We start from the raw sequence: 23,547 nt of genomic DNA, 5'->3' as shown, positions 1-23,547 counted from the left end.
AGCTCACTGTGATTCAGGCAAGCTGCGAAATCTGAGCACGGCTGAACCATCCGGTAGCGGCTGCCACCGGCCAACTCAAGCGCCGGCAGATCAGCCTCGAGCTATGTGAGGTCAGTCACGGTCGACGACGGGTGCCCCAGGCGAAGCTCCCCAGCACCATCGCAAGGGGATCCGACATGACGAGCACCACCCGAAGCCCGCTGGGAACCGCGCTCCGCGCCTGCTTTCCCGCGCTCACCGCGACCTTCGTGCTCAGCCTCTTCATCAATGCGAGCATGCTCGCCTCGCCCCTCTATTCCATGCAGGTCTACGACCGCGTCCTCACCAGCCGCAATCTCGGCACGCTGGTCATGCTGACGCTCATCGTCGGTGTCTTCCTGGTGTTGTATGGCGTCCTCGAATTCGCCCGTTCCGGCGTTTTGGCCCGGGCCGGCGTGCAGTTCGAAGGCACGCTGCGCCACCCGCTGTTCGAGACGATGATGAAGGCGGAGCTGTCGCCGCGGCATCGCTTCGGCCAGCAGATCATCCGTGACGCCGAGACCATCCGCGACTGCATCTCCAGCGGCACCGCCGCCATCGCCTGCGATCTGCCGTGGACGCCGGTGTTCGTCGCGCTGTGCTTTCTGCAGCATGCCTATCTCGGCATCCTCTCGCTGCTCGGCGCGATCGTGCTGTTCTCGCTGGCGCTGCTCACCGAATTCTACACGCGCGCCAGCGTCGAGCGCACCAACGCGCTGGCCAACGAGGCCTCGCGCTTCGTCGCGGCGGCGCTGCGCAATGGCGAGGTCGTGCGCGGCCTCGGCATGGGCGACATTGTCATGGACCGCTGGAGCTGCCGGCAGTCGGCGATGGTAGATGCCCACAGCACCCTCGTCGAGCGGGGCGCGGCGATGCATTCCGTCACCAAGTTCGCGCGCATGGCGGTGCAGACCTCGCTGCTGTGCATCGGCGCCTGGCTCGCGATCGAGCAGCAGATCTCGCCCGGCGCGATGATGGCGACGTCGATCATCATGGGCCGCGCGCTGGCCCCGGTCGAGCAGGTCGTCGGGCAGTGGAAGCGCATCATCGCATTCCGCTCGGCCTACCGCAGGCTGGAGGAGCTGTTCCAGGCCTTGCCGGTCACGGCTGCACCGACGGCGCTGCCGACGCCGCGCGGCGACATCGACGTCGAGAACGCCGTGGTGTGGCCGCCGGCGGCCGGCCGCCCCTCGGTCAAGGGCGTCAGCTTTTCGCTCAGGGCCGGCGAGAGTCTCGCGATCGTCGGCGCCTCCGCCAGCGGCAAGTCGAGCATGGCGCGCGCCATGGCCGGCGTCTGGCCGCTGCGCGAAGGCGTGATCCGCATCGACGGCGCCGCCTACAGCCAATGGGACCCAAACCGGCTCGGCAAGCATATCGGCTACCTACCGCAGGACATCGAACTGTTCTCGGGCACCGTCGCCGACAACATCGCCCGGCTTGCGAAGGTCGACGAGGCCGCCGTTGTCGCTGCCGCCAAGGCCGCCGGCGCGCATGAGGTGATCCTGCGCCTGCCCAACGGCTACGACACGCCGATCGGTGAAGGCGGCGTGGCATTGTCCGGCGGCATGCGACAGCGCGTCGGCCTCGCCCGCGCGCTCTACGGCAATCCGCGGCTCCTGATCCTCGACGAGCCGAACTCGAACCTCGACGAGGACGGCGAGCGGGCGCTGGCGCAGGCCATGGCCCAGGCGAAGGCCGCCGGCCGAACCGTGATCGTCGTCACGCACCGCCCGCAGCTTCTGGCGCATGTTGACCGCATCATGGTGATGGCCTTCGGCAAGACGCTGGCATTCGGCCCGCGCGACGAGGTGATCGCCAAGATGCGCGGCCAGCGTGTCGTCGTCGCCCACGACCGGGCGACGGCCAGCGCCGCGGCCTGAACGAACCCAGTGCAAATCTCACACCGCAAGGAGCCGGCCATGATCAAGTTCACATCGTCTACGAGGACCCTGCAGCTGGCCCTCGCGACCGCCGTCCTGTTGCCGATCTCGGCTTCGGCGGAGACGCCGATGACCGCGCGGCAGATGCTGGCCCACGCGCAAACTCAAGCCCTCAATGTCCCCAGCGATATCAGGAAGCCCGAGCTGGACCGCAGCGAAAAGATCACCAGCGAGGCCGCCTCCGCAGGCAATGCGGCCATCGCCGCCCCGCTTCCGGTGATCGAACCGCCGGCGCCGATCTCGCCGCCAGCCCCGGCGCTCACCGCACTGGCTGCGCCCGTCCCGGCGCCTGAGGCAGCTTCGTCGCAGACGCGTACCAACTCGCTCACGGCCGCCGCCCCCGTTGCTGAAGCTGCCAAGACGTCGAATCCAATGCTCGCGACACCGCCCGTGGCCGCCACCACCGAAACACGCCCGATGGCACCGGCCGCGACGCCGCCCGTCACGGCCGCAGCTTCACCGGCCCTCGTCCCCGCGACCGCTCCCGTTGCCGCGCCGCCCCAGTCCGGCCTGCCGGCCGCGGCGGCCACCCAGACCACGGGGACGCAACCGGCCGCCTCGTCGTCCGCCGAAAAGCCCGCTCCTGCGGGACATCAGCCAACCCGTGCAAGCGCGGCAGCGGCCCGCCCTGCGCCCAAGCCTACTGCGAGATCGTCGAGACACAGCGACGAGGATGCCATCAGTACCCGGATCTCGCGCATCATGCGCCGGCCGGACGTGCAGTCATTGATGTCGCAATATGGCCTGGATTGACGACGAGCACCGCGGACGATGGACGCTGATCGACATCGGTTCAGACAGCCGATCAGTTGGCCGGATCGAACATGCACTGCAGCGCGGGCTTCGCGATCTTGGTGAACGTGGGCCCGATCTCCGCTCGCTTCGGTGCGGGCACCCAATCGATCTCGATGGTCGGCACGCCGGTCTCACTGATCCCGCGCAGCAGCGCCTCACGCAAGTCGGCATCCTCCACCATCGCGGCCGCATGGTCATGCAGGCAGGAGCAGACAGCTTCAGGACGCGTCCACCGGTCGAGCATATGAGGCGCACATTGCCGTACGAACTCGCCGCGCAGATCTGGCAATCGGGTCGTCGTCCGCGCCTCGACGAAGGACCAGAAGAGGCACGGCAGCACGGCAAGCGCCGCAGCATCCAGTCGAAAACGCATGGTGGACCGCTGGTGTTTGTTTTTCGTCATGTCATCCACGCAGGCCGCGACGACACGATTCGCATGCCGCCCACGCTTTCATACCCGCTTCACGTTTCAAGCGGCCTGCGGCACGGGCACAAAATGGTTTCATGGGCCCGCCGCTCCGTTTCATCGCAACCCACCCGACGACACAAAATACAATCAAAACGAGAGTGATCTAAAGCGCCACCTGCTTTGGCCGAGCCAGCGCGATCCGGGGCGACCGTCAATCTGTCGATGGAGAGCTTCTTAACGACCTGGCGTTAACCGTGGCCGGCAGGGAGAACCTCCCAGATCGCTACGGCGACCCAGCAGCGCGGCGCGTTTGGGGGCCGACGTTGCTCCGCAGGGTCACCATGGGCAGGCGCTTGCACACACCCAAACCGAAGGTATCTCGCCGCAGCTCGCCGGCTACGCCGATGGCGCAGCAGCGAACCGAGGGCTATGCCGGCTCGACGCCACAGAGCCTGGTCCGGCTGATCGGCTGCCACGATCCTGCCAAGCACAAATTGCCCAGCGAGGCTTTCGGCAGCCGATCGTCCCTTGGCAGGTCCCTTATTGAATGAAATCACCGCACTTCTGGACTGCGCCGTCATCGGATTTGCCCCAAGGCATGATCGGGACGGAGGAGGTCGAGTTCTTCGGTGAGCCCTCGATCAGCCTGTCCGAGTAAACCATGTAGACCAGCACGTTGCGCTTGGCATCGCAGCCACGAACGATCTGCATCTTCTTGAAGAACAGCGACCGCCGCTGCCGGAACATGTCGTCGGCCTGTTCGAGCTTGCGCTTGAACCTGATCGGGCCGATCTGCCGGCATGCGAGCGAGATGTCGGAGACCTCCTCGGCCAGGCCCAGCCAACCGGCATAGCCGCCCTTCTGCGGCACCGTGAAGTGGCAGGCAACGCCCTCGACCTCTGGATCATCAACGCCATAGGTCGCGAGCTTGTCATTCGGGCTGAGCAATTTGAACACGGTGGACCGACGGAAGATCAGATCCGGCTCGTCCGCGGCGTATGCTGAGATCACAGGCGAGGACAATCCGATAAGCAGCAGGCAAGCGAGGGTTTTCAGCCACAGATCAAACCGTTTGGTGGCTCTGAACGACATGTCGGTCTCCGTTATACCGCCGATGCTCGGCATACCGCCCATGTAGGGACACAAATGCCTGCAAGGAAGGCGCTCCAGCCCGTGACCTTCCACTACCCGTTTAACGGGATGTGAGGCTTTTCTGCTACGATTGGAACGAAATCACGCAGGGCAGAAGCCCCAAGCTGGTGAACGCAGACTCCGTCTGCGACACTAAAGACCAGATGGTTCTTGAGGATTTGCCGGAATGCTCTGCGTTCGTGCAGCCGCCAGGGGGCGGTTCTATTGTGCAGCAATCGTTTCAGTTCCGCTTGCCATAGCAGCGACCTCACAGGCTGACGCAGCGTCATATTACTACTGGAACGACGCTCAGCCCGTCACCATTGCTCCGACCATACGCCCGGCCGTGCCGCGCAAGCCCAAGGCGCGCCACCTCGACAAGCTGACAAAGACCGAGAAGGAGGCTGCCAAGCCGCAAGGACCGGTCACGATCGCGGTGTCGATCAACAAGCAGCAGCTCAAGGTCTACGACGCAAACGGTCTGTTCGCGGAAGCGCCGGTCTCGACCGGCATGAAGGGACATTCCACGCCGTTGGGCGTGTTCAGCGTCATTCAGAAGCAGAAATTCCATCGCTCCAACATCTATAGCGGCGCCCCGATGCCGTTCATGCAGCGCATCACCTGGTCGGGCGTCGCGCTCCATGCGGGCGTGCTGCCCGGTTACCCAGCCTCGCATGGCTGCATCCGCATGCCGGCAAGTTTTGCAACCCGCTTCTATGGCTGGACGCGCATGGGATCCCGGGTCCTGGTCACGCCGAGCGAAGTGGCTCCTGCGAGTTTCTCGCATCCGATGCTCGCTGCCCTGAAGGCACCGCAGCCGAGCGCATCGGTGCAACCCGATGCGACTGCGCCGGCAGCGATCAAGTCGGACAAGGGCGCCGCCGTCACCACCGCGATCACAGTCGCGACGACGGATCTGCGCGCCACGATCGGTCATGCCGAGAGCCCGCGCTCCGGCGAAGGATCGCCCGCCGCGTCGCGCCAGGTGCGGACCGCCGATGCCAGCAACGCCAACGGACTCCCTCCGATGGTCTCGGACGCTTCCCCAAGCGCCGAACCATCGCGCTCGCTCCCGATGGAGGTTCAAAGCGATACTGCCGATCTGAAGCCCAGTGTCGCCGAGATCAAGATTGAGCCCGCGACCGCCGACGCAGAGGCGAAGTCTGCCCCCGGCGACGTCGCTCCGGCGAGCGAGCCCACGAATGCTGCGCAGGTGGCCGCTCCGGCTGTCGAGAAGCCGGCTGAGGCATCGGCGAACGCCGAAGCCACCGGTTCGACCGAACTCAAGCCTGCTGAGTCCAAGTCGGTAGAGTCCAAGCCTGCCGACGCCCCGATCGCGGAGCAGCCTGCGTCGCCGCCCACACCGGCGGCAGAGGCACCGGCGAAGCCGGTCGATCCCAACGATCTCGCCAAGGATCAGTCGCGTGTTGCCGCACCGGACAAGCCGATTGCGCCCAAGCCCGAATTGAAGCGCAACAGCCAGATCGCGATCTTCATCAGCCGCAAGGATTCGAAGCTGTACGTGCGGCAGAACTTCGCTCCGGTGTTCAACACCCCGGTCACCATCGCACCGGGCGACAAGCCGCTCGGCACCCACGTGTTCACCGCGACGGCTGACAAGGCCGATCCGGCGACGATGCGCTGGTCCGTCGTCTCGCTGCCCTCCTCGGCGCGGAGCACCGCGGCGAACGATGGCACTGCCAGGGCGGTCCGGCGGGGTAAGAAGTCCGCGGGCGCCGATGCCGAGCCGAAACAGGTCGTTCAGCTGAGCAGCGCGGCCGAGGCGCTCGATCGCATCACCATTCCCGCCGACGTCATGGCGTGGCTCGGCGAAGCCCTGTCGACCGGAAGTTCGCTGATCGTTTCCGATCAAGGCATCAATCAGGGCGAAACCGGCGAGGGCACCGAGTTCATCCTTTCGCTGCGCTGACGACCGACGACGTCCCTCTTTCCGCCCCACGGCAGGGGTATCCCCGTGCCGGAACGCAGTCTGATCCAGCGCAACGTGGCGGCCGTTGAAGCAGCGGCCGGTCGAGCGCGGGCACATTCATGCTGACGGGGCTGGCTCTGCTCAGGGAGATTCACATGATCGATCGCAGGATGGTTGTTCTCGGCATTGGCGCCTCGTTGTCGGGTGCGACGCTCACGTCGCAGGCTGCTCGTGCCGACAATGCAGCGAGCAAGATGACCGCCTATCGCTTCTCCTTCCCGGCGCTGGCCGGTGAGCCGATTCGGCTCGCCGATTTCGCGGGCAAACCGGTGCTGGTCGTCAACACGGCCTCCCAGTGTGGCTACACCCCGCAATACACCGGGCTCCAGAAGCTGTGGAGCGAGTTCCATGAGCGCGGGCTGACGATCATCGCCGTGCCGTCCAACGACTTCAACCAGGAGCCTGGGATCGCCGGCGACATCGCCGAGCAGGCCAACAAAGACTATGGCGTGACCTTCCCCATGACCGCAAAAGCGGTGGTCACCGGTTCCAACGCCCACCCATTCTACCGCTGGGCTGCCGAGGCGCGGCCCAAGGAGACGCCGCGCTGGAACTTTCACAAATATCTGATCGGTCGTGACGGCTACATCGCCGACGTGTTCGCCTCCTCGGTTGAGCCGACGGATACGCGGGTCAAGACCGCAGTTGCCCGGTTGCTGGCGAACGGCTGAGCAACACTCGGCAGGAATGCGGCGGAAGCTGGCAACTTCCCCGTGTTTTTGCCTTGTTTCCTTTTGGCGCCACTCCGGCTGCTGGGCTAGTATCCCGGCCGGATGACGGAGCGACTCTCGACGCTGGCGCTCCCGTTGCAACAACCCCGAGGAAACACGATGCGGATTGCAGCAGGATTGGTGTTCGCAAGCTCTTTGGCGGCTTCGCTGTTGACGTCTGGCGCGGCCTGGTCCCAGGCGCAGCGCACGGCGGCGGCGCCGACCCCGGCCGCTGCTGCTCCCGCACCGGCCCCTGTTCCCGCCGTCGCCGCCCAGACGCAGCCGCCGCGCGCGCCCTGCATGAACCCCGATGCGCTCGGCGTCGGCCGCACCGTCGAGATCGATACGACCGGAGGTCCCGGATTCGGCTTCGAGCACTTCAAGGACCTCGACTTCCTGAAGGATCACGAGGTCGTGCTGACCTTCGATGACGGTCCGTGGCCGGAGAACACGCCCAGCGTGCTCAAGGCGCTTGCCGACCAGTGCACCACCGGCATCTTCTTCATCATCGGCAAGCATGCGACCTATTATCCGGAGATCCTGAAGCAGGTCTACAATGCCGGCCATACTGTCGGCACGCACACCTGGTCGCATGCGACGCTGACCAACAAGAAGCTGACCGAGGATCAGCGCAAGGAAGAGATCGAACTCGGCATCAGCGCCGTGAAGTGGGCGCTCGGCGGCAATTCCCCGGCGCCGTTCTTCCGCTTCCCGGCATTGCAGCATCCGCCGGAGATCGTGACCTATCTCGGCACCCGCAACATCGGCATCTTCTCCTGCGATCTCGACTCGTTCGACTTCAAGGCGCGCAATGCCCAGGCGGTGATCGACGTCACCTTCAAGAAGCTCGACAAGCTCGGCAAGGGCATCATCCTGATGCACGACTTCCACAAGCATACCGCCGAGGCCCTGCCCGAGATGCTGCGCCGCCTGAAGGCCGGCGGCTACAAGGTGGTCGCGATGCGCGCAAAGGCGCCGGTGCAGTCGCTGCCGCAATACGACGAGCAGCTCGCCAAGGTCGCGAAGCTTCCGACGGTGAGCCAAAGGCCGGTGTCGAGCGTTGTGACGACAGTGTCCGAATGAGACGGGATTCCTTTCGTCAGTGACCAAGCTTCGTATCGAAGGTTACGTGATCGTGTCGGCCGACGGGATGTTGGCCGACGCGAGCAATGCGATGCCGACCGCCCTGAAATTTCCCGGCGACGCCGCATTCTTTTCCCAGGCTCTCGATGGCGCCGATCTGATCGTCCACGGCCGCAACTCCTATGAGGACCAGCCGAACTCGCCGAAGCGCCGGCGCATCGTCGTGACCGGGAAGGTGGCGGGACTGGCGCCGGATCCGGAAAAGCCGCTCTCCACCCTTTGGAATCCGGCGGGGGCCTCCTTCGAAGCCGCCTGTGAAGCCGCGGGCGTCAGCTCTGGCACGGTGGCGGTGATCGGCGGTCCCGTCGTGTTCGAGATGTTCATGGACCGCTACGACACCTTCTTCCTGTCAATGGCCCCCCACGTCTCCCTGCCCGGCGGCGCACCGTGCTTTCCCGGCGTCGGTCCCGACCGTTCGCCGCAGCAGGTGCTGACGGCCCACGGCTACACGCCCGCCAATCAGCTGATGCTCGATCCTGCCCACGACGTCAGCGTGACCGCCTGGAAACGCACCGCTCAGAGCTCCCTCTAGATGTCTCCATACGCGCTCTGCTCGGGCGCTTTCGGACCCTTGCCATAGCCGAAGATCATGAACAGCGCGCCGATGATCGACAGGTTCTTCAGCGCGTCGATCAGGGTCTTGGCGTTGTCGGGCGGGGCCTGGTTCCAGAAGTCATGGAAGTAGAAGATGGTCGCGCCGACGAACACGATCATCAGAGCTGCGAAGAAACGCCCGAGAAGGTTGAGCGCGATCATCACGCCGGCGAGCACCTCGAACGCGCCGGCCGCGATCGCCAGGATCTGCGGCATCGGCATCTTGGCAGCGGCCTCGAGCTGCGCCGCATAGGGCGCGAGCATCGTGGGAATCGTGACCTTGGCGGCGATGAGATCGGCGGTGGCGGGAATGCCGAACAGCTTGGTCGCGCCCGTGTAGATGAAGATCACGGCGAACAGAACGCGCCCGAATGTAATGAAACCCGGCATTCTCGCCCTCACGGATCAACTTCAAACGATGTGTCGCCGGCCCACCGGGCCGGATATGTGACGTCGCGAACGCTTTTCAACAATAAAGGCGGGCGGAATACGACCGAAACCGGACGAATTCCGCCACACTTCGATCACGCCAGCAGCGTCACGCGAACAGCGTCGGCTGCGCCCTCCCCGCCCGTTCCTGGGCTTCGACCGCGGCCACCGCTGTCATGTTGAGAATGCCGCGCGCCGTCACCGACGGCGTCAGGATATGCGCCGGCCGCGCCGGACCGATCAGGATCGGCCCCACCGGGACCGCATCCGCCAGCACCTTGATCATCTGATAGGCGACGTTGGCGGCGTCGAGATTCGGCATGATCAGGACGTTGGCCGAGCCTTCGAGATCCGAATGCGGCAAAATCGCCTTGCGCGCGGTCGCCGACAGCGCGGTGTCGCCCTGCATCTCGCCGTCGGCCTCGAGGTCGGGACGATGCTGCTTCAGCAATGCCGTCGCCTGCCGCATCTTGCGCGACGAATCCGTGTCGTAGCCGCCGAAATCCGAGTGCGAGACGAAGGCGATCTTCGGCTTGATGTTGAAACGCGTGACGTGGTTGGCCGCCAGCGAGGCCATCTCTGCGAGTTCCTCGGCCGTGGGATCCGGCCGCACCTGGGTGTCGCCGATGAAATAGGCGCCCTTGCTGGTGATGGTGAGCGCCAGCGCCGCGTAGTCGCTGACCCCCGGCATGAAGCCGATGATCTCACGGACGTGGCGCAGATGGCTCATATAGCGCCCCTCGACGCCGCAGATCATCGCATCCGCCTCACCCCTGACGACAGCGAGCGCCGCAATCACGGTGGCATTCGTGCGCACCACCGTGCGCGCCGCATCCGGCGTCACGCCGCGCCGTCCCGCGACCTCGATATAGCTCTGCACATAGGAGCGGTAGCGCGGATCGTCCTCGGGGTTGATCAGGTCGAAATCACGCCCGGCCTTGATCGACAGGCCGAAGCGCTTGATGCGGGCCTCGACCACGGAAGGACGGCCGACCAGGATCGGCCTCGCCAGCTTCTCCTCCAGCACCACCTGGGTGGCGCGCAACACGCGCTCGTCCTCGCCCTCGGCATAGATCACGCGGACCGGCTGCGTCTTTGCCTTGGCGAACACCGGCTTCATCACCAGGCCGGAGCGGAACGCGAAACGCTCCAGCAGCGCAGTGTACTCGTCGAAATTGATGATCGGCCGCGTGGCGACGCCGGACTCCATCGCCGCCTTCGCCACCGCCGGCGCAATGCGCAGGATCAGGCGCGGATCGAATGGCGAGGGGATCAACGAGCCCGGACCAAAGCCCTGGGTCTCGCCGGTGTCGAAGCCGCGGGACACCGCGTCCGACGGCGGGTCCTGGGCGAGCTGCGCGATCGCATCGACCGCGGCCTGCTTCATCGCCTCGTTGATCGCAGTGGCGCCGACGTCGAGCGCGCCGCGGAAGATGAACGGGAAGCACAGCACGTTGTTGACTTGGTTCGGGAAGTCCGAACGCCCCGTGCAGATCATCGCGTCGGGCCGTGCCGCGCGCGCCTCCTCCGGCATGATCTCCGGGTTGGGATTGGCGAGCGCCATGATCAGCGGTTTCTCGGCCATCTGCTTGAGCAGCTCCGGCTTCAGCACGCCGCCGGCGGACAGCCCGAGGAAGATGTCCGCGCCGCCGATCACCTCGGCCAGGGTCCGCTTGTCGGTCTTCTGCGCATAGACCGCCTTCCAGGGATCCATCAGCGTGTTGCGGCCCTCATGGACGACACCGTCGATGTCGCAGACCCAGATGTTCTTGCGCTGCGCGCCCATCGACACCAGCAGGTTGAGGCAGGCGATGGCGGCGGCGCCCGCGCCGGAGGTCACGATCTTGACCTCGGAGAGCTGCTTGCCCGCCAGCGACAGCGCATTCTTGATCGCGGCGCCGACGATGATCGCGGTGCCGTGCTGGTCGTCATGGAAGACCGGGATCTTCATGCGCTCCTTGAGCCGCGCCTCGATCTCGAAGCATTCCGGTCCCTTGATGTCCTCGAGGTTGATGCCGCCGAAGGTCGGCTCCAACGCCGCGACCGTCTCGACCACCCGGTCGATCGTGTCGGCCGCAATCTCGATGTCGAACACGTCGATCCCGGCGAATTTCTTGAACAGGACCGCCTTGCCCTCCATCACCGGCTTGGAGGCCAGCGGGCCAATATTGCCGAGCCCGAGCACGGCGGTCCCGTTGGAGACGACGGCCACCAGGTTGGCCCGCGCGGTCAGTGAGGCGGCCTCGGCCGGGTTGCTGGCGATCTCGGTGCACGCAGCGGCAACGCCCGGAGAATAGGCCAGCGCCAGGTCGCGCTGGTTGGCGAGCGGCTTGGTGGCCTGGATCTCCAGCTTGCCGGGCCGCGGCAGGCGGTGGTAGGCCAGGGCTGCGGAACGAAGATCTTCAGAATAGGACGACGACATACGTGCTCCAGCGTTTCCGACCCGGATTTTTGGTCTCTTGAGTCTCGGTCAGACGTCGGTTTTTCCGGCCGGTGGAAGCGCATGTGATGCACGTTGGGCGGCTTTCATGCAACATCCGAAACCATGCTCGCCGGCATCCCGGGCCAGCGATTCCCCAGTTCGCAGAAGCACATCCCTACTCCATCGATTTCATTGAGACCATCACCACTTGCTGCCTAAGCCTTGGGCGGAGCACATCAAATGACCCGTATCCTGATCGGAATTGTCACGGCCGTCGCGCTGGCCGTCGCCGGCTTCGTCGGCGTGCCCTGGTACGCCCAGGGCCGCGCCGAGCGCGAGGTCGAGGCAAACTTTGCCCAGATCCGGCAGAGCGGCGCCATGGCAACCCATGGCAAGGTCGCCTTCGACCTGTGGAGCCGCAAGTTGACAATCGCCGATGTCAAGCTCGAGTCGGCCACGCAGCCGCCGGCCAGCGTCACGTTCGGCACCATCACCGCGACCGGGCTGAGCCAGCATGATCCCGAGCATGTCACGGCCGCCAGCATCGAGATCAGCGACATCGCCATGGCCGGCCAGATCCCCGGCCCCTCTCCGCTCCGCCTGAACTACAAGCTGCCGCAACTGGTGGTGAAGGATTACGCCGGCCCCGCGCGGCTCGCCGCGATCCCGGCCGGTGCGGGTGCACTCGAGACCACCCGCGCCCTCGCCCAACAGCTCGCCACCATCAGCGCCACCTCGGCCACGGTGCCGCGGGTCACCGGCACCATGGAAGGCGGCGCTTCGGTCGGGCCGACCGAGTTCGGCTATTCCGGGCTGGTGGTGGACGACATCAAGGACGGTCGAATCGGCAACTACAAGATCCAGGAGGTCACCTTCAGCACGGCGGCGCAACCGCCGAACGGCAAGGTCGAGACGGTGCGCGGCCGCATGCTCGACATCGTGACCAAGGACATCGACGTCAACGCCATCGCCGGCCTGTTCGCGGCCGAGTCCACCAAGGACGATCGTGCCATTCGCCTGAGCGGCTCCGCCGGGATGGGCCTCTACGAGATCACGTCCGATCTCGGCATGCGCATCCACATCGACAGCCTGACGATGGACGAGTTCGGCGTGCGGCCGTCGCGCATCCAGCTTCCGGCGCTGGTCGCCGCCCTGACGCCGACTTCTCCGCGAACGAGCGCCATGACGCCCGACCTCATCGACAAGGTCGCCAGCATCTATGATGGCGTCGTGTTCAAGAACGTCGAGGTCAAAGGCCTGGCGGTCGAGACGCCCGACGGCCCGGTCAAGGTCGCGCTGACGCGATTCGACCTCGACGACGGCAAGGGCGACGTCGCGTTCGAGGGCTTCGACGGACGGACCCCGAACGGGCCGGTCAAGCTCGGCCGCTTCGCGGTCAAGCGCTTCGACATGGGCGGCCTGCTGCGCCACACCGCCAAATTCGCCGTCCCCGGGGCCAAGCCCAGTCCGGCGGAGGCGCTGGCGCTGTTCAAGCTGATCGGCGGCATCGAGCTGAAGGGGCTGACGACCTCCTACAAGGCGAGCACCAAGCCGGTGCAGATCGACAATTTCAGCCTCGACTGGGGCCAGTTCGTCGGTCCCATCCCGACCCAGGCGCACCTAGTGGCCAAGATGGCCGGTCCGCTGGATGCGTCCAATCCGGCGCTGCTGCCGCTCCTCATCGCCGGCATCGACACCGCCGCGTTCGACGCCGATCTCGGCCTCGGCTGGACCGAGAGCTCGGGCGCGTTCGCGCTCCAGCCGTTCAAGCTCGAGGTCAGCAACCTCATCGCGGCCTCCGCCAATGTCTCGCTGTCGCAGGTGCCGCGCGACGTCTTCACCATCGACCTGCAGCAGGCGACCACCGCGGCGGCGCAGATCGAAGCCAGCGGACTGGAATTGACCTTGCACGATCTCGGCGCGGTCGACCTGCTCGTCGCCAACTACGCGCGCGGTCATGCGATCACGCGCGATGCCGCGCGCAAGGCGCTGGTCGACAGCATCAAGGCGATCGGCGCCCAGGTCGCGGCCGACAACATCGATGTCGCCGGTGCGGTCGACGCCATCGGCCGTTTCGTCCAGACCCCGCGCCAGACCCTCACGCTGAAGCTCTCGCCGCGCGCCAAGGTCCCGGCCCTGCAGCTCGCCCAGCTCATCGCGCTCGACCCACCAAGCGCGCTGGCGCAATTCAAGATCGAGGCCCAGACCACGCCGTGATGTGAGCTGCGACGTGAATGGAGGAGTGAGTCCCCGCCTCTCTCCTCCGTCATTCCGGGGCGCGCGCAGCGCGAGCCCGGAATCAATAACCACGACTGTGCATGAGGACGGGGATACCTGCATGCGCGACCTCCTTCACCAACCGCCGTCTGGGAGTATGGATTCCGGGCTCGCGCTGCGCGCGCCCCGGAATGACGACGGTGGGATTTGTGCGTGGGGCTAGCATCGGCGCCGATGGCGAGCACGGCATTCATTCCATGAACGTCCGCGCCTGTTGCCTCGCTCATTCAAGCATCTCGTATTTCAACGCACGCGCGTCCTCAAGCCCGCGGCGCGATCGCCCGAGTTTGTCCGGTCGTTCGGCCCTCCTCCAACGAAGAGGGCGCAGGGAATGCCGGGTGCTGGCCGCAACCCATGGCCCGCCTGCGAAAAAAATGCAGGCGGCAGGTACCACAGGTTCAGCCGATCATCCGGCATTCCCTGCGCGGTGGGCTTTTCGGCTGCTTCGCGCTCTCCTCGGGGACCGGCTTGTTTGCCCCCGTCATCCGCGCAATGCCGCAAGGCATCTTCCGCGAACTTGACACCAGCATCGGGGTGTCAGGACCACGCGACTTGACCGTCTGCACCGTGCCGTTCGTCGACGCGCGCTATCAGCACGTTGCGAACACGGTGCAGCCACCGCCTCCCCGCCTCACGCCTCGTGACGACCGCGAACCGTCCCTCTTCATCGAGGCGGGATGGCCGGAAATGTGAAGGTGATTTGCCCGACGGTGCAAGGGGCAAAGCTGCGGCAAACTAACACGACGGGCAATTAGCGCATGGCGGAGTTGCCGGGATTGCCTGTCGGGCAGAGTGCAACGTAGCTACTGCGATCATGTGAGAACCGTGCGAGATGTCGACGCGTATCGCAAGATGTAGGGCTTATGGGCCGGCCTCCCCGCCGGATGCCGTGATCCAAAGAACGCAACATAACAATCGTAGCCGCCGATCTCTTCCTCCAGCCAACAGTGCACGACGACGCCATATTCCGGGACACCATCCTCAACACCATCATAACGGACCGCCGTTCCCGGCAACAGATATCTATCAGGAGTAGATTGATTGCTGGACATGCGAACTTGTTCTTCCCCAATGCTGTCGTCCAGGCGAACCCCGCCGGGCTTGCACCAAACGGGCTCCATACTCACGGGATTTGGTTGGAGGGCGCGCACACGTCGCTCAAACCTTTCCTCACAAACCCGCTGAGGTTATGGGTCCTGGGTCGGCGCCGCACCGCGCTGTCGCACGGCACGGCTTGCACAGGACGACAGCGGAGGCAGGCCCACACGGCCGTCTCTCGAAAAACGCCGCCTCCTGTCTGAGTCCGCTTTGCCACGTCCGAAGGATTGCCCTACACATCTCCTCACCCAACAAAGAAATCCGATGCCCGACGTCCCGACCTTCCTTCTATTCCTCTCCGCCGCCCTCGTCATCGCGCTCACGCCCGGCCCCGGTATCTTCTACATCGTGGCGCGCACGCTGGCCGGCGGGCGAAGCGAGGGACTGGCCTCCAGCGTCGGCCTCGGGCTCGGTGGCCTCGTGCACGTGGTCGCCGGTGCGGTCGGGCTGTCGGCGCTGGTGATGGCGAGCGCGGAGGCGTTCACGGTGCTGAAGATCGCGGGCGCGGTCTATCTGATCTGGCTCGGCGTGAAGACGTGGCGGGAGGCCCGGGTCGCCCAGCCGGCCGAGGTGACGACGACTGGCAGCCGGCGCGCGTTTCGCGAGGGCATCATCATCGAGGCGCTGAACCCGAAGACGGCGGCGTTCTTCCTCGCCTTCATCCCGCAATTCGTCGATCCCGCCGGCGACGTCGCCGCGCAGTTCGTCGTGCTCGGGCTGATCTCGGTGACGCTCAACACCAGCGTCGACCTGGTCGTGACGTTCTGGACCGCCAAGGCGCGGCATCGTCTCGCCCAGCGGCCAAGCCTCGTGATGCGGATGCGGCAGGCGTCTGGCGCCGTCATGTGCAGCCTTGGCGGCGCCCTGTTGTTGGCGCGGCGCACGAGCTGACGACCAGATTGGCGCCAAGTCGTCACGTTCATACGCACATTTCCGCGGCGTGCCGGCATCGCCATGCCGGTGCACGCGAGCCGATGCTGCTAGGCGACCACCCCCGCTGAGCTAGTCGCGATAGCGGCAGAACTCGTCGCCATTTTCGTATTCGTAGCAGATCTTGACGCGCCGGTAGGGCCGTTCGCCATCGAAACTGCGCGCGCGACGATCCATATCGTCATCATCGCGTTGCATTCGCGCGTTTCGACCCGTGGTGCGATGGTCCATGTCCTGGTCCATCATGCGGCCCATGCGGTGCTGGCGCATCCGATCCATGTCCATGCGATCCATGCCCATCCGGTCGTCGTCGCGCTGTTGTGTCGTCCAGTCGCGGTTCACCCGCGTGTCCTCGGCCCTCTGGCGCTCGCGTTCACGGGCCTGGTCCGACTGCTGGGGCGTGCGTTCCGGCTGCACGGGAACGGCCTGGGTCTGGCTGGTTCCCGGCGTGCTGTCGGCCTGCTGGGCCCATGCGCCGGCGGGGAGGAGACAAGAGGATAGTAACACGACGGTCGCTGCTGCTGGAACGCGCATGGTTCATCCTCCAAGGGAATGCTGTCTAACCGCGCGGGTCAGCGTTGGTTCAAACGACATCGCCTGTTTTGGTGCTGCGCCGCACAGATGACAGCCGGACGCGGAAGCGATCTGGGGGTGCCGAGCCGGGACGGTCGCCGGCTGCTCTCTGGCGTCAGCCCGAGATCAGGTCGTGGTTGATTCCACGCCGGCGCCAATATCGCGCACGCAGCCGCGGTGCGATCTGCCACGAGACAATGGCTGACAGCACCACGCTCAGGGCAATCATGACCGGCATTGCGAGCATCGCGTGATTGCTAAGCGGCGTGAGAAGAATCGTCAGAACTCCCGCACCGAACAGCACGGCCTGAACCATCATGAAGACCATCGCCGAAATCTGTGTTCGCATGGACATTGCGGTCGCTCACGGTTGTTGCGCCTGCAAGTCAATGAAGCATCCGTCGAACAGTTCCGGCATGATCTCGAGGTCGGATCCGTGTCGCCCGGCCGCCCGCAAGCCGGCCGGGGGACGTTGTTTGCACTGCGGCGTTGACGGGGGGACGACAAGTTCGGCTGCCTCCCCCCGCCCGTCATTCCAGCTCGATCGCCTGGTAGGTGCCGGTCTCGTCGAGTGCGGTGCCCCAGATCTTGTGCGAAGCTTGGTGCTCAGCGCGTCCGAACGACAGCTTGCTGCCAAGGCCGAGGTCGATGCTCTGCATCGACTCCAGCGTGTCGACCAGCCGCTCGGTCTCGAGCGGCGTCGTCTGCTTCAGGGCCTGGATCAGGATGCTTGCCGAGATGAAGCCTTCGAGCGAGGTGTAATCCGGCGCTTCGCCGGGGAAGTACTTTTCCAGCGCGGTCTTGTAGTCGAGCACCAGGCTCGAATAGCCGGCGACCGACGGAACGCCCTGCGTGACGATGACGCCGTTGGTGTATTTCGAGCCGAGCAGCTTCAGCTCGGCGGCGAGCGACGACGATCCGACCGCCGAGATGTTGGCATAGATCAGCCCTGGAACCGCCTCGTGGGTCTTCTCGATGAATTTCGCCGCCGCGCGGTCGGTCGCGATCATGATCACGGCCTTGATCGGCGGCTTGGTCTGCGCCTTCAGCTTGCCGACGGCCTCGTCGACGTCGAGCGTGCCGCGCGGGAAACCATAGCGGATGATCGGATCGGTGATGCCGTTCGCGCGGAACGCCTTGGCGACACCGTTGGCGCCGTCGTCGCCATAGGCGTCGTTCTGCGCGAATACGGCGATCTGCTTCGCCGGGATGCGCTTGACCTTCATCAGATAGCGCACGATCGCGGCGGTCTCTTCGGCGTAGCTCGCACGATAGTTGAAGACGTAGCGGTCGGGCGGATCGCGGCGGACGACGGCGGAGCCGCTGTAGGGCGCAAAGAACAGCGCCCGGCGCTCCAGCGCGTAGGGAATCGCCACCGCGTTGTTGGCAGTGCCCATGTTGCCGATATAGCCGAACACCTGATCCTTCTCGTACAGCTGTGTCATGGCGCCGAGCGTCCGCGTGGGATCATAGCCATCGTCGGCAGCGATCAGCCTCAGCTTGCGGCCGTTGATGCCACCGGCATCATTGGCGCGGGCGAACGCGGTCTCGATGCCGAGTTTCATCTGGCGCGCGGACTCCTTGCGGACTCCGGAGAATGGGATGACGGTGCCGAACCGGATCTCGGTGTCGCTGACGCCGTGCGGAAGCGGAGGCGGCAGGTTGGCCGTGGGCTGCGTCGACGCGGCCGCGGTCGACGGCGCCAGCGCGAAGGACAGCGAGGGCGCCGCCGACTGCTGCTGGCTGAGTGACCGCTCAAGCTCTGCCAACTGGCGCTCTGCGGTCTGACAGTTCACCTGCGAGGACGCGACCCGGCCGCGACCCTCGGCGATATAGCTGTTGAAGGTGCGGATGAGCCCATCGCGCTCGCCGCCATTCGAAGAGCCCTGGCGGATCACTTCGCTGAATTGATCGATGATGGTCTGGACGCGCCCCTGGGCGATCTCACGGCACGTCGCGGCCTGGCCGACGACCGGTCCGACGCGGGCGGCGAGATCACGAACGACATCGGGGGAAATGGGGACAGCAGAGGCGGCAGGGACGAAGAGGCAAGTTCCGAGCAGGAGCGCACACCAGCGAACGGTCATTTTGAACTATCCGTCTTCTTGTGATTGGTTGGCTATGTTCACTACATGAGTCAGACAGGCTTCCTATTAAGGACAGGTTGCATGACACCGCAACCGCCATTCGACTGATCGGTGCCGCCTGGAACTCATAGCGGCCCACACCGCTCGATCGCGTTACGCGCCGCGTCGCGCAAGGTGCCGAACTAACAAGCGGCATGAACGATTAGTTCTCAGAATCAACGGTTTGCCGTAGGGGCACGATGACCGCTCTGGCCGGCCGCTCGACCACGTCAGCGCGATGCTCCCGATCGTCCGGCGCTGCCTGGACGCGACCGGAGACCCGGATGAAGTTGTTCGCAGTCTTAACCAGCATTAACGCGAGAACATCAAATGCAGAGCGACGCCTTTAAGGCCGGGTCATCTTGCGCCGCAGTCTCGAGTCACCGGCGACGACATGCCGCAGCTCAGCATCCGATAACGACGAGGTGAGACTGAATTGACGGGAGAAGCGTCCTGACCCGCCGGCCCATCGCTGGCTCGCTGCCGATTTTGGCGATAGCAGCAGATCGCAGCTCATAACAGTGGGAAGAGGTTCGTGATGCCATGGAAGAATACGACGATGGAGTTCGGTGCGATCGCCAAGCTCTTCCACTGGACCGGCGCCGCGGCCTTCATCGCGGCCTATGCCGTCGTGTACTATGTCATCTGGTTCATGGACGACACTTCCCCGGACGCCTTGCCCGTGCTCAACGTCCATTGGGTGCTGGGCATGATCGTCGGCCTGTCCGTCCTGCCTCGCCTGCTGTGGCGGCTCGTCAACGTTCAGCCCGATCAGCCGCATGCATCAGATGCCGAGGCGTGGCTCGCGCACGCCGCGCATTGGGGATTGTACGTGCTGCTGATCCTGATGCCGCTGACCGGCTATATCGGCACCGATGCCGCCACCGACTTCGGAGCGTTCGCGCTGCCGAACTTCCGTGAGACGGCGCTGTTCGGCTGGATCGAGACGCGCTGGGGGATCACCTGGGAGGCGTTCGAGCCGCCGGTCGACGCAATCCACCATGTCGTCGGCAAATGGATCGCGTGGATCGTGGTGGCCCTGCACGTCGCGGCCGCGCTGTTTCATCACGTCGTCCGCCGCGACGGCGTCCTGACACGGATGCTGCCGGGCCGTTCGGCCGCGTGAACGATGCGCGACCCGTGACGACCGCTCTGCGATCCCCACACGATCGTCATTGCGAGGAGCCGCAGGCGACGAAGCAATCCAGAGACCTCGTGCCACCCTGGATTGCTTCGCTGCGCTCGCAATGACGAAGATTCGTGCATCACCCGCAGTCTGCCGAACTACTTGTTCGGCAGATTCGTCCTGATGTGCAGCTCGCGCAGCTGCTTCGTGCTGGCCTCCGACGGCGCGCCCATCAGCAGGTCCATGGCCTGCTGGTTCATCGGGAACAGCGAGATCTCGCGCAGGTTCGTGGTGCCACAGAGCAGCATCACGATGCGGTCGACGCCGGCGGCCATGCCGCCATGCGGCGGGGCGCCGTACTGGAAGGCGCGGTACATGCCGCCGAAGCGGTCGACCACCTCCTGCTCGCCGTAACCGGCGATCTCGAACGCCTTCACCATCGCGGCTGGCTTGTGGTTGCGGATGCCGCCGGAGGCGATCTCGTAGCCGTTGCAGGTGATGTCGTACTGGAACGCCTTGATGGTCAGCGGGTCCTGCGTCTGCAGCGCCTCCAGGCCGCCCTGCGGCATGGAGAACGGGTTGTGCGAGAAGTCGACCTTCTTGTCGTCCTCGTTGTACTCGTACATCGGGAAGTCGACGATCCAGGCCAGCTTGAACTGATCCTTGTCGGACAGGTTCAGCTCATCGGCGACCTTGTTGCGGGCGAGGCCTGCGAACTTCCAGAACTTGTCGGGATCGCCGGCGACGAAGAAGGCGGCGTCGCCCTCCTTGGTGCCGAGCTGGCTGCGAATCGCAGCCGTGCGCTCCGGACCGATGTTGTTCGCCAGGGGACCTGCGCCCTCGCCGCCCTCGCGCCACATGATGTAGCCGAGGCCGGGCTGGCCCTCGCCCTGCGCCCACGAGTTCATGCGGTCGCAGAACGCGCGGCTGCCGCCGGATGGCGCCGGGATCGCCCAGACCTGGTTCTTGGGGTCCTCGAGCATGCGCGCGAACACCTTGAAGCCGGAGCCGCGGAAGTGCTCGGAGACGTCGGCCATCTCGATCGGGTTGCGCAGGTCGGGCTTGTCGGAGCCGTATTTGCGGATCGCCTCGGCGAACGGGATGCGCGGCCAGCCCTTGGTCACCGGCTTGCCCTTGGCGAAATCCTCGAACACGCCGGTGATGACCGGCTCCATCGCCGCGAACACGTCCTCCTGCTCGACGAAGCTCATCTCGACGTCGAGCTGGTAGAACTCGCCGGGCAGGCGGTCGGCGCGCGGGTCCTCGTCGCGGAAGCACGGCGCGATCTGGAAGTAGCGGTCGAAGCCCGACATCATCAGCAGCTGCTTGTACTGCTGCGGCGCCTGCGGCAGCGCGTAGAACTTGCCGGGATGGATGCGCGACGGCACCAGGAAGTCGCGCGCGCCCTCCGGCGACGACGCGGTCAGGATCGGGGTCTGGAATTCGAAGAAGCCCTGCTCCTTCATGCGCCGGCGCATCGAATCGATGATCGCGCCGCGCGTCATGATGTTCTGGTGCAGCTTCTCGCGGCGCAGATCGAGGAAGCGGTATTTCAGCCGGATGTCCTCAGGATATTCCTGCTCGCCGAACACCGGCAGCGGCAGCTCGTCCGCGGGGCCGAGCACCTCGATGTCGGAGACGTACAGCTCGATCTTGCCGGTCGGCAGATCGTCATTGTCGGTGCTCTTGTTGTCGGCGCCGGCCGGGCGGCGGCGCACCTTGCCCTCCATGCGCACGACCCATTCCGAGCGCAGCTTCTCGGCCAGGCTGAACGCCGGCGAGTCCGGATCGACGACGCATTGGGTGATGCCGTAATGGTCGCGCAGGTCGACGAACAGCACGCCGCCATGGTCGCGGATGCGATGGCACCAGCCGGACAGCCGGACCGTCTCTCCGATGTTGCTCTCGCGGAGCGCGCCGCAGGTATGGGTCCGGTAGCGATGCATGGTCGTCCTGAATGGTCGTCGTGAGGAGAAGGAATCGGCGCAGCCGCAGGGGCGCGCTCCGAATGCGCGCAGGGTTTAGCCGAGCCGCCCCGGCGCGGCAACCGCAGGAACGGGCCTTTTCGGCTTCGCGCCGGAAAAGGCCGCCCGCCCTGGGCCTCACCGCAACGTCGGCGCCGATGCTGAATTGAGCTGGCGCCGAAACGCTCACCTGACGGCCGTTTGGGCTCGAAAAGCGGCCGCCCCGCGCCTATCTTGGAGCCATGACCGTGCATTTCCCCTTCCAGAACTCCTACGCCACGCTGCCGGACAATTTCTTTGCCCGGGTGGCGCCGACCCCGGTCGCAGCGCCTCGTCTGATCAAGCTGAACCGGCCTCTCGCCGCGGAGCTGGGGCTGAACCCGGCCGAGCTGGAGACGCCGGAGGGCGCCGAGATCCTGGCCGGCAAGACCGTGCCCGAGGGCGCCGAGCCGATCGCGATGGCCTATGCCGGCCACCAGTTCGGGCATTTCGTGCCGCAGCTCGGCGACGGCCGGGCGGTCCTGCTCGGCGAGGTCGTCGACCGCAACGGCGTCCGCCGCGACATCCAGCTGAAGGGCTCCGGCCCGACGCCATTTTCGCGCCGCGGCGATGGCCGCGCGGCGCTGGGGCCGGTCTTGCGCGAATACATCGTCAGCGAGGCGATGGCGGCCCTGGGCATTCCGACGACGCGCTCGCTCGCTGCGGTCGTGACCGGCGAGCAGGTCTATCGCGGCACCGCCCTGCCCGGCGCGGTGCTGACCCGTGTCGCCACCAGCCACATCCGGGTCGGCACGTTCCAGTATTTCGCCGCGCGCCAGGACGTGGACGCCGTGCGCCGGCTCGCCGACCACGTCATCCACCGGCACTATCCGGATCTCGCCGGTACCGAGCGCCCCTACCACGCCCTGCTGGATGCCGTGATCGCCCGCCAGGCCAAGCTGATCGCCGAGTGGCTGCTGGTCGGCTTCATCCATGGCGTCATGAACACCGACAATACCTCGGTGTCCGGCGAAACCATCGACTACGGCCCCTGCGCCTTCATGGACGCCTACGATCCCAAGCAGGTGTTCTCCTCGATCGACGAGTTCGGCCGCTACGCCTTCGCGAACCAGCCGCGCATCGCGATGTGGAACCTGACCCGGCTTGCCGAGTGCCTGTTGCCGCTATTCGGCGACGACAAGGACCAGGCGATCAAGGAGGCCGAGGCTGCGCTCGACGGCTTCGCCACCCAGTTTACGGACGCGCACCAGGCGGGCCTGCGCCGCAAGCTCGGCCTGGCCACGCAGCGCGAGGGCGACCAGCCGCTGGCGCAGGCATTGTTCGACGCGATGGCGGCGGCCCGAGCCGATTTCACGCTGACGTTCCGCCGTCTCAGCGACGCCGCCGGCAGCGGCGATCTCAGCGAGGTCCGCGTCCTGTTCGAGGATCCCACCGGCTTCGACGAGTGGGCCCAGCGCTGGCGCCAGCGCCTGGCGGAGGAACCGCAGACGGCGGCGGAGCGGAGCGCGGCCATGCGCAAGGTCAATCCCGCCTTCATCCCGCGCAACCACCGCATCGAGGCGGTGATCACGGCAGCGGTCGAGAACGACGACTACGCGCCGTTCGAGGAGCTGCATGCGGTGCTGGCCCGGCCCTATGACGACCAGCCGGACCGGGCTGATTATGCCGATCCGCCGCAGCCGGAGGAGCAGGTGTTGCAGACCTTCTGCGGCACCTGACACGCGGTCTTAACCTCGCGTCCACCATCGCCCTGACAGCGCCCGGGCCCTTAAGAAACGATCAACGCAGCCCCGACAAGTTGAACCAACAAGTCGGGGAGGTCTGAGACGTGGACGCGCTGGTGTTCGAATTCATGGGTCTGGCAATGATCGC

19 protein-coding genes are annotated in these 23,547 nt (G+C 65.7%); 11 read left to right on the top strand and 8 right to left on the bottom strand.

The window, feature by feature from the left end; genetic code table 11:
- Positions 1-176 precede the first annotated feature (176 nt).
- Together QW863_RS01085 and QW863_RS01080 are read left to right on the top strand one after the other, a co-directional pair.
- Positions 177-1,898 (top strand): type I secretion system permease/ATPase, encoded by a 1,722-nt coding sequence (locus QW863_RS01085; protein ID WP_315712333.1) that lies wholly within the window; start codon positions 177-179, stop codon positions 1,896-1,898.
- 39 nt (positions 1,899-1,937) lie between these two features.
- On the top strand, positions 1,938-2,711 hold the full coding sequence (locus tag QW863_RS01080; RefSeq protein WP_315712335.1) for a hypothetical protein: 774 nt from the start codon (positions 1,938-1,940) through the stop codon (positions 2,709-2,711).
- 52 nt (positions 2,712-2,763) lie between these two features.
- Here the strand turns inward: QW863_RS01080 and QW863_RS01075 are convergent, their stop codons facing one another.
- Both QW863_RS01075 and QW863_RS01070 read right to left on the bottom strand, forming a co-directional pair.
- A complete protein-coding gene (locus QW863_RS01075; protein WP_315712645.1) occupies positions 2,764-3,126 on the bottom strand; it encodes a hypothetical protein in 363 nt (120 codons plus the stop codon).
- 576 nt (positions 3,127-3,702) lie between these two features.
- Positions 3,703-4,254: a CreA family protein gene (locus tag QW863_RS01070; RefSeq protein ID WP_315712646.1), complete on the bottom strand. Its 552-nt coding sequence runs from the start codon at positions 4,252-4,254 to the stop codon at positions 3,703-3,705.
- 226 nt (positions 4,255-4,480) lie between these two features.
- Here QW863_RS01070 and QW863_RS01065 point away from each other — a divergent pair, with 226 nt between their 5' ends.
- From QW863_RS01065 to QW863_RS01050, 4 genes are all read left to right on the top strand, one after another.
- On the top strand, positions 4,481-6,223 hold the full coding sequence (locus QW863_RS01065; RefSeq protein WP_315712336.1) for a L,D-transpeptidase: 1,743 nt from the start codon (positions 4,481-4,483) through the stop codon (positions 6,221-6,223).
- Positions 6,224-6,378: 155 nt separating this feature from the next.
- Positions 6,379-6,954: a glutathione peroxidase gene (locus QW863_RS01060; RefSeq protein WP_315712337.1), complete on the top strand. Its 576-nt coding sequence runs from the start codon at positions 6,379-6,381 to the stop codon at positions 6,952-6,954.
- A gap of 159 nt (positions 6,955-7,113) precedes the next feature.
- Positions 7,114-8,076: a polysaccharide deacetylase family protein gene (locus QW863_RS01055; RefSeq protein WP_315712338.1), complete on the top strand. Its 963-nt coding sequence runs from the start codon at positions 7,114-7,116 to the stop codon at positions 8,074-8,076.
- A gap of 19 nt (positions 8,077-8,095) precedes the next feature.
- Positions 8,096-8,668 (top strand): dihydrofolate reductase, encoded by a 573-nt coding sequence (locus QW863_RS01050; protein WP_315712339.1) that lies wholly within the window; start codon positions 8,096-8,098, stop codon positions 8,666-8,668.
- On the opposite strand, the gene QW863_RS01045 is transcribed toward QW863_RS01050, so the two are convergent.
- Together QW863_RS01045 and QW863_RS01040 are read right to left on the bottom strand one after the other, a co-directional pair.
- Positions 8,665-9,120 carry a DoxX family protein gene (locus tag QW863_RS01045; protein WP_315712340.1) on the bottom strand — a complete coding sequence of 152 codons (456 nt, stop codon included), beginning with the start codon at positions 9,118-9,120 and terminating at the stop codon, positions 8,665-8,667. The two genes, QW863_RS01050 and QW863_RS01045, sit on opposite strands and share 4 nt — an antisense overlap.
- A gap of 148 nt (positions 9,121-9,268) precedes the next feature.
- Positions 9,269-11,581: an NADP-dependent malic enzyme gene (locus tag QW863_RS01040; protein WP_315712342.1), complete on the bottom strand. Its 2,313-nt coding sequence runs from the start codon at positions 11,579-11,581 to the stop codon at positions 9,269-9,271.
- A gap of 240 nt (positions 11,582-11,821) precedes the next feature.
- On the opposite strand from QW863_RS01040, the gene QW863_RS01035 reads away from it, so the two are divergent.
- The 3 genes from QW863_RS01035 (at position 11,822) to QW863_RS01025 (ending at position 15,847) form a co-directional block, all read left to right on the top strand.
- Complete coding sequence (locus QW863_RS01035; RefSeq protein WP_315712344.1) at positions 11,822-13,798, top strand: hypothetical protein; 1,977 nt, start codon at positions 11,822-11,824, stop codon at positions 13,796-13,798.
- 414 nt (positions 13,799-14,212) lie between these two features.
- Positions 14,213-14,551, top strand: coding sequence for a hypothetical protein (locus QW863_RS01030; RefSeq protein WP_315712345.1), 339 nt, complete (start codon positions 14,213-14,215; stop codon positions 14,549-14,551).
- Between the two features lie 669 nt (positions 14,552-15,220).
- Positions 15,221-15,847: a LysE family translocator gene (locus tag QW863_RS01025; RefSeq protein ID WP_315712346.1), complete on the top strand. Its 627-nt coding sequence runs from the start codon at positions 15,221-15,223 to the stop codon at positions 15,845-15,847.
- Positions 15,848-15,958: 111 nt separating this feature from the next.
- Here QW863_RS01025 and QW863_RS01020 read toward each other — a convergent pair whose 3' ends face one another.
- The 3 genes from QW863_RS01020 to QW863_RS01010 form a co-directional block, all read right to left on the bottom strand.
- The gene (locus QW863_RS01020) at positions 15,959-16,420 is read right to left on the bottom strand and encodes a hypothetical protein (RefSeq protein WP_315712347.1); all 462 of its coding nucleotides are present in this window, start codon (positions 16,418-16,420) and stop codon (positions 15,959-15,961) included.
- A 154-nt stretch (positions 16,421-16,574) separates the two neighbouring features.
- Positions 16,575-16,787, bottom strand: coding sequence for a hypothetical protein (locus QW863_RS01015; RefSeq protein WP_315712348.1), 213 nt, complete (start codon positions 16,785-16,787; stop codon positions 16,575-16,577).
- A gap of 202 nt (positions 16,788-16,989) precedes the next feature.
- Complete coding sequence (locus tag QW863_RS01010) at positions 16,990-18,546, bottom strand: ABC transporter substrate-binding protein (protein WP_315712350.1); 1,557 nt, start codon at positions 18,544-18,546, stop codon at positions 16,990-16,992.
- 577 nt (positions 18,547-19,123) lie between these two features.
- On the opposite strand from QW863_RS01010, the gene QW863_RS01005 reads away from it, so the two are divergent.
- Positions 19,124-19,711 (top strand): cytochrome b, encoded by a 588-nt coding sequence (locus QW863_RS01005; protein WP_315712351.1) that lies wholly within the window; start codon positions 19,124-19,126, stop codon positions 19,709-19,711.
- A gap of 158 nt (positions 19,712-19,869) precedes the next feature.
- Here the strand turns inward: QW863_RS01005 and aspS are convergent, their stop codons facing one another.
- On the bottom strand, positions 19,870-21,657 hold the full coding sequence (gene aspS, locus QW863_RS01000) for an aspartate--tRNA ligase (protein WP_315712352.1): 1,788 nt from the start codon (positions 21,655-21,657) through the stop codon (positions 19,870-19,872).
- Positions 21,658-21,917: 260 nt separating this feature from the next.
- Between aspS and QW863_RS00995 the strand changes: the two genes are divergently transcribed.
- Positions 21,918-23,393 (top strand): protein adenylyltransferase SelO, encoded by a 1,476-nt coding sequence (locus tag QW863_RS00995; protein WP_315712353.1) that lies wholly within the window; start codon positions 21,918-21,920, stop codon positions 23,391-23,393.
- The last annotated feature ends 154 nt before the right edge of the window (positions 23,394-23,547 follow it).

Source organism: Bradyrhizobium sp. SZCCHNR1017 (assembly GCF_032381375.1).
Taxonomy (GTDB): Bacteria; Pseudomonadota; Alphaproteobacteria; order Rhizobiales; family Xanthobacteraceae; genus Bradyrhizobium.
The sequence above is the reverse complement of the archived record's forward strand: the minus strand, read 5'-3'. Positions and strand labels throughout refer to the sequence as shown.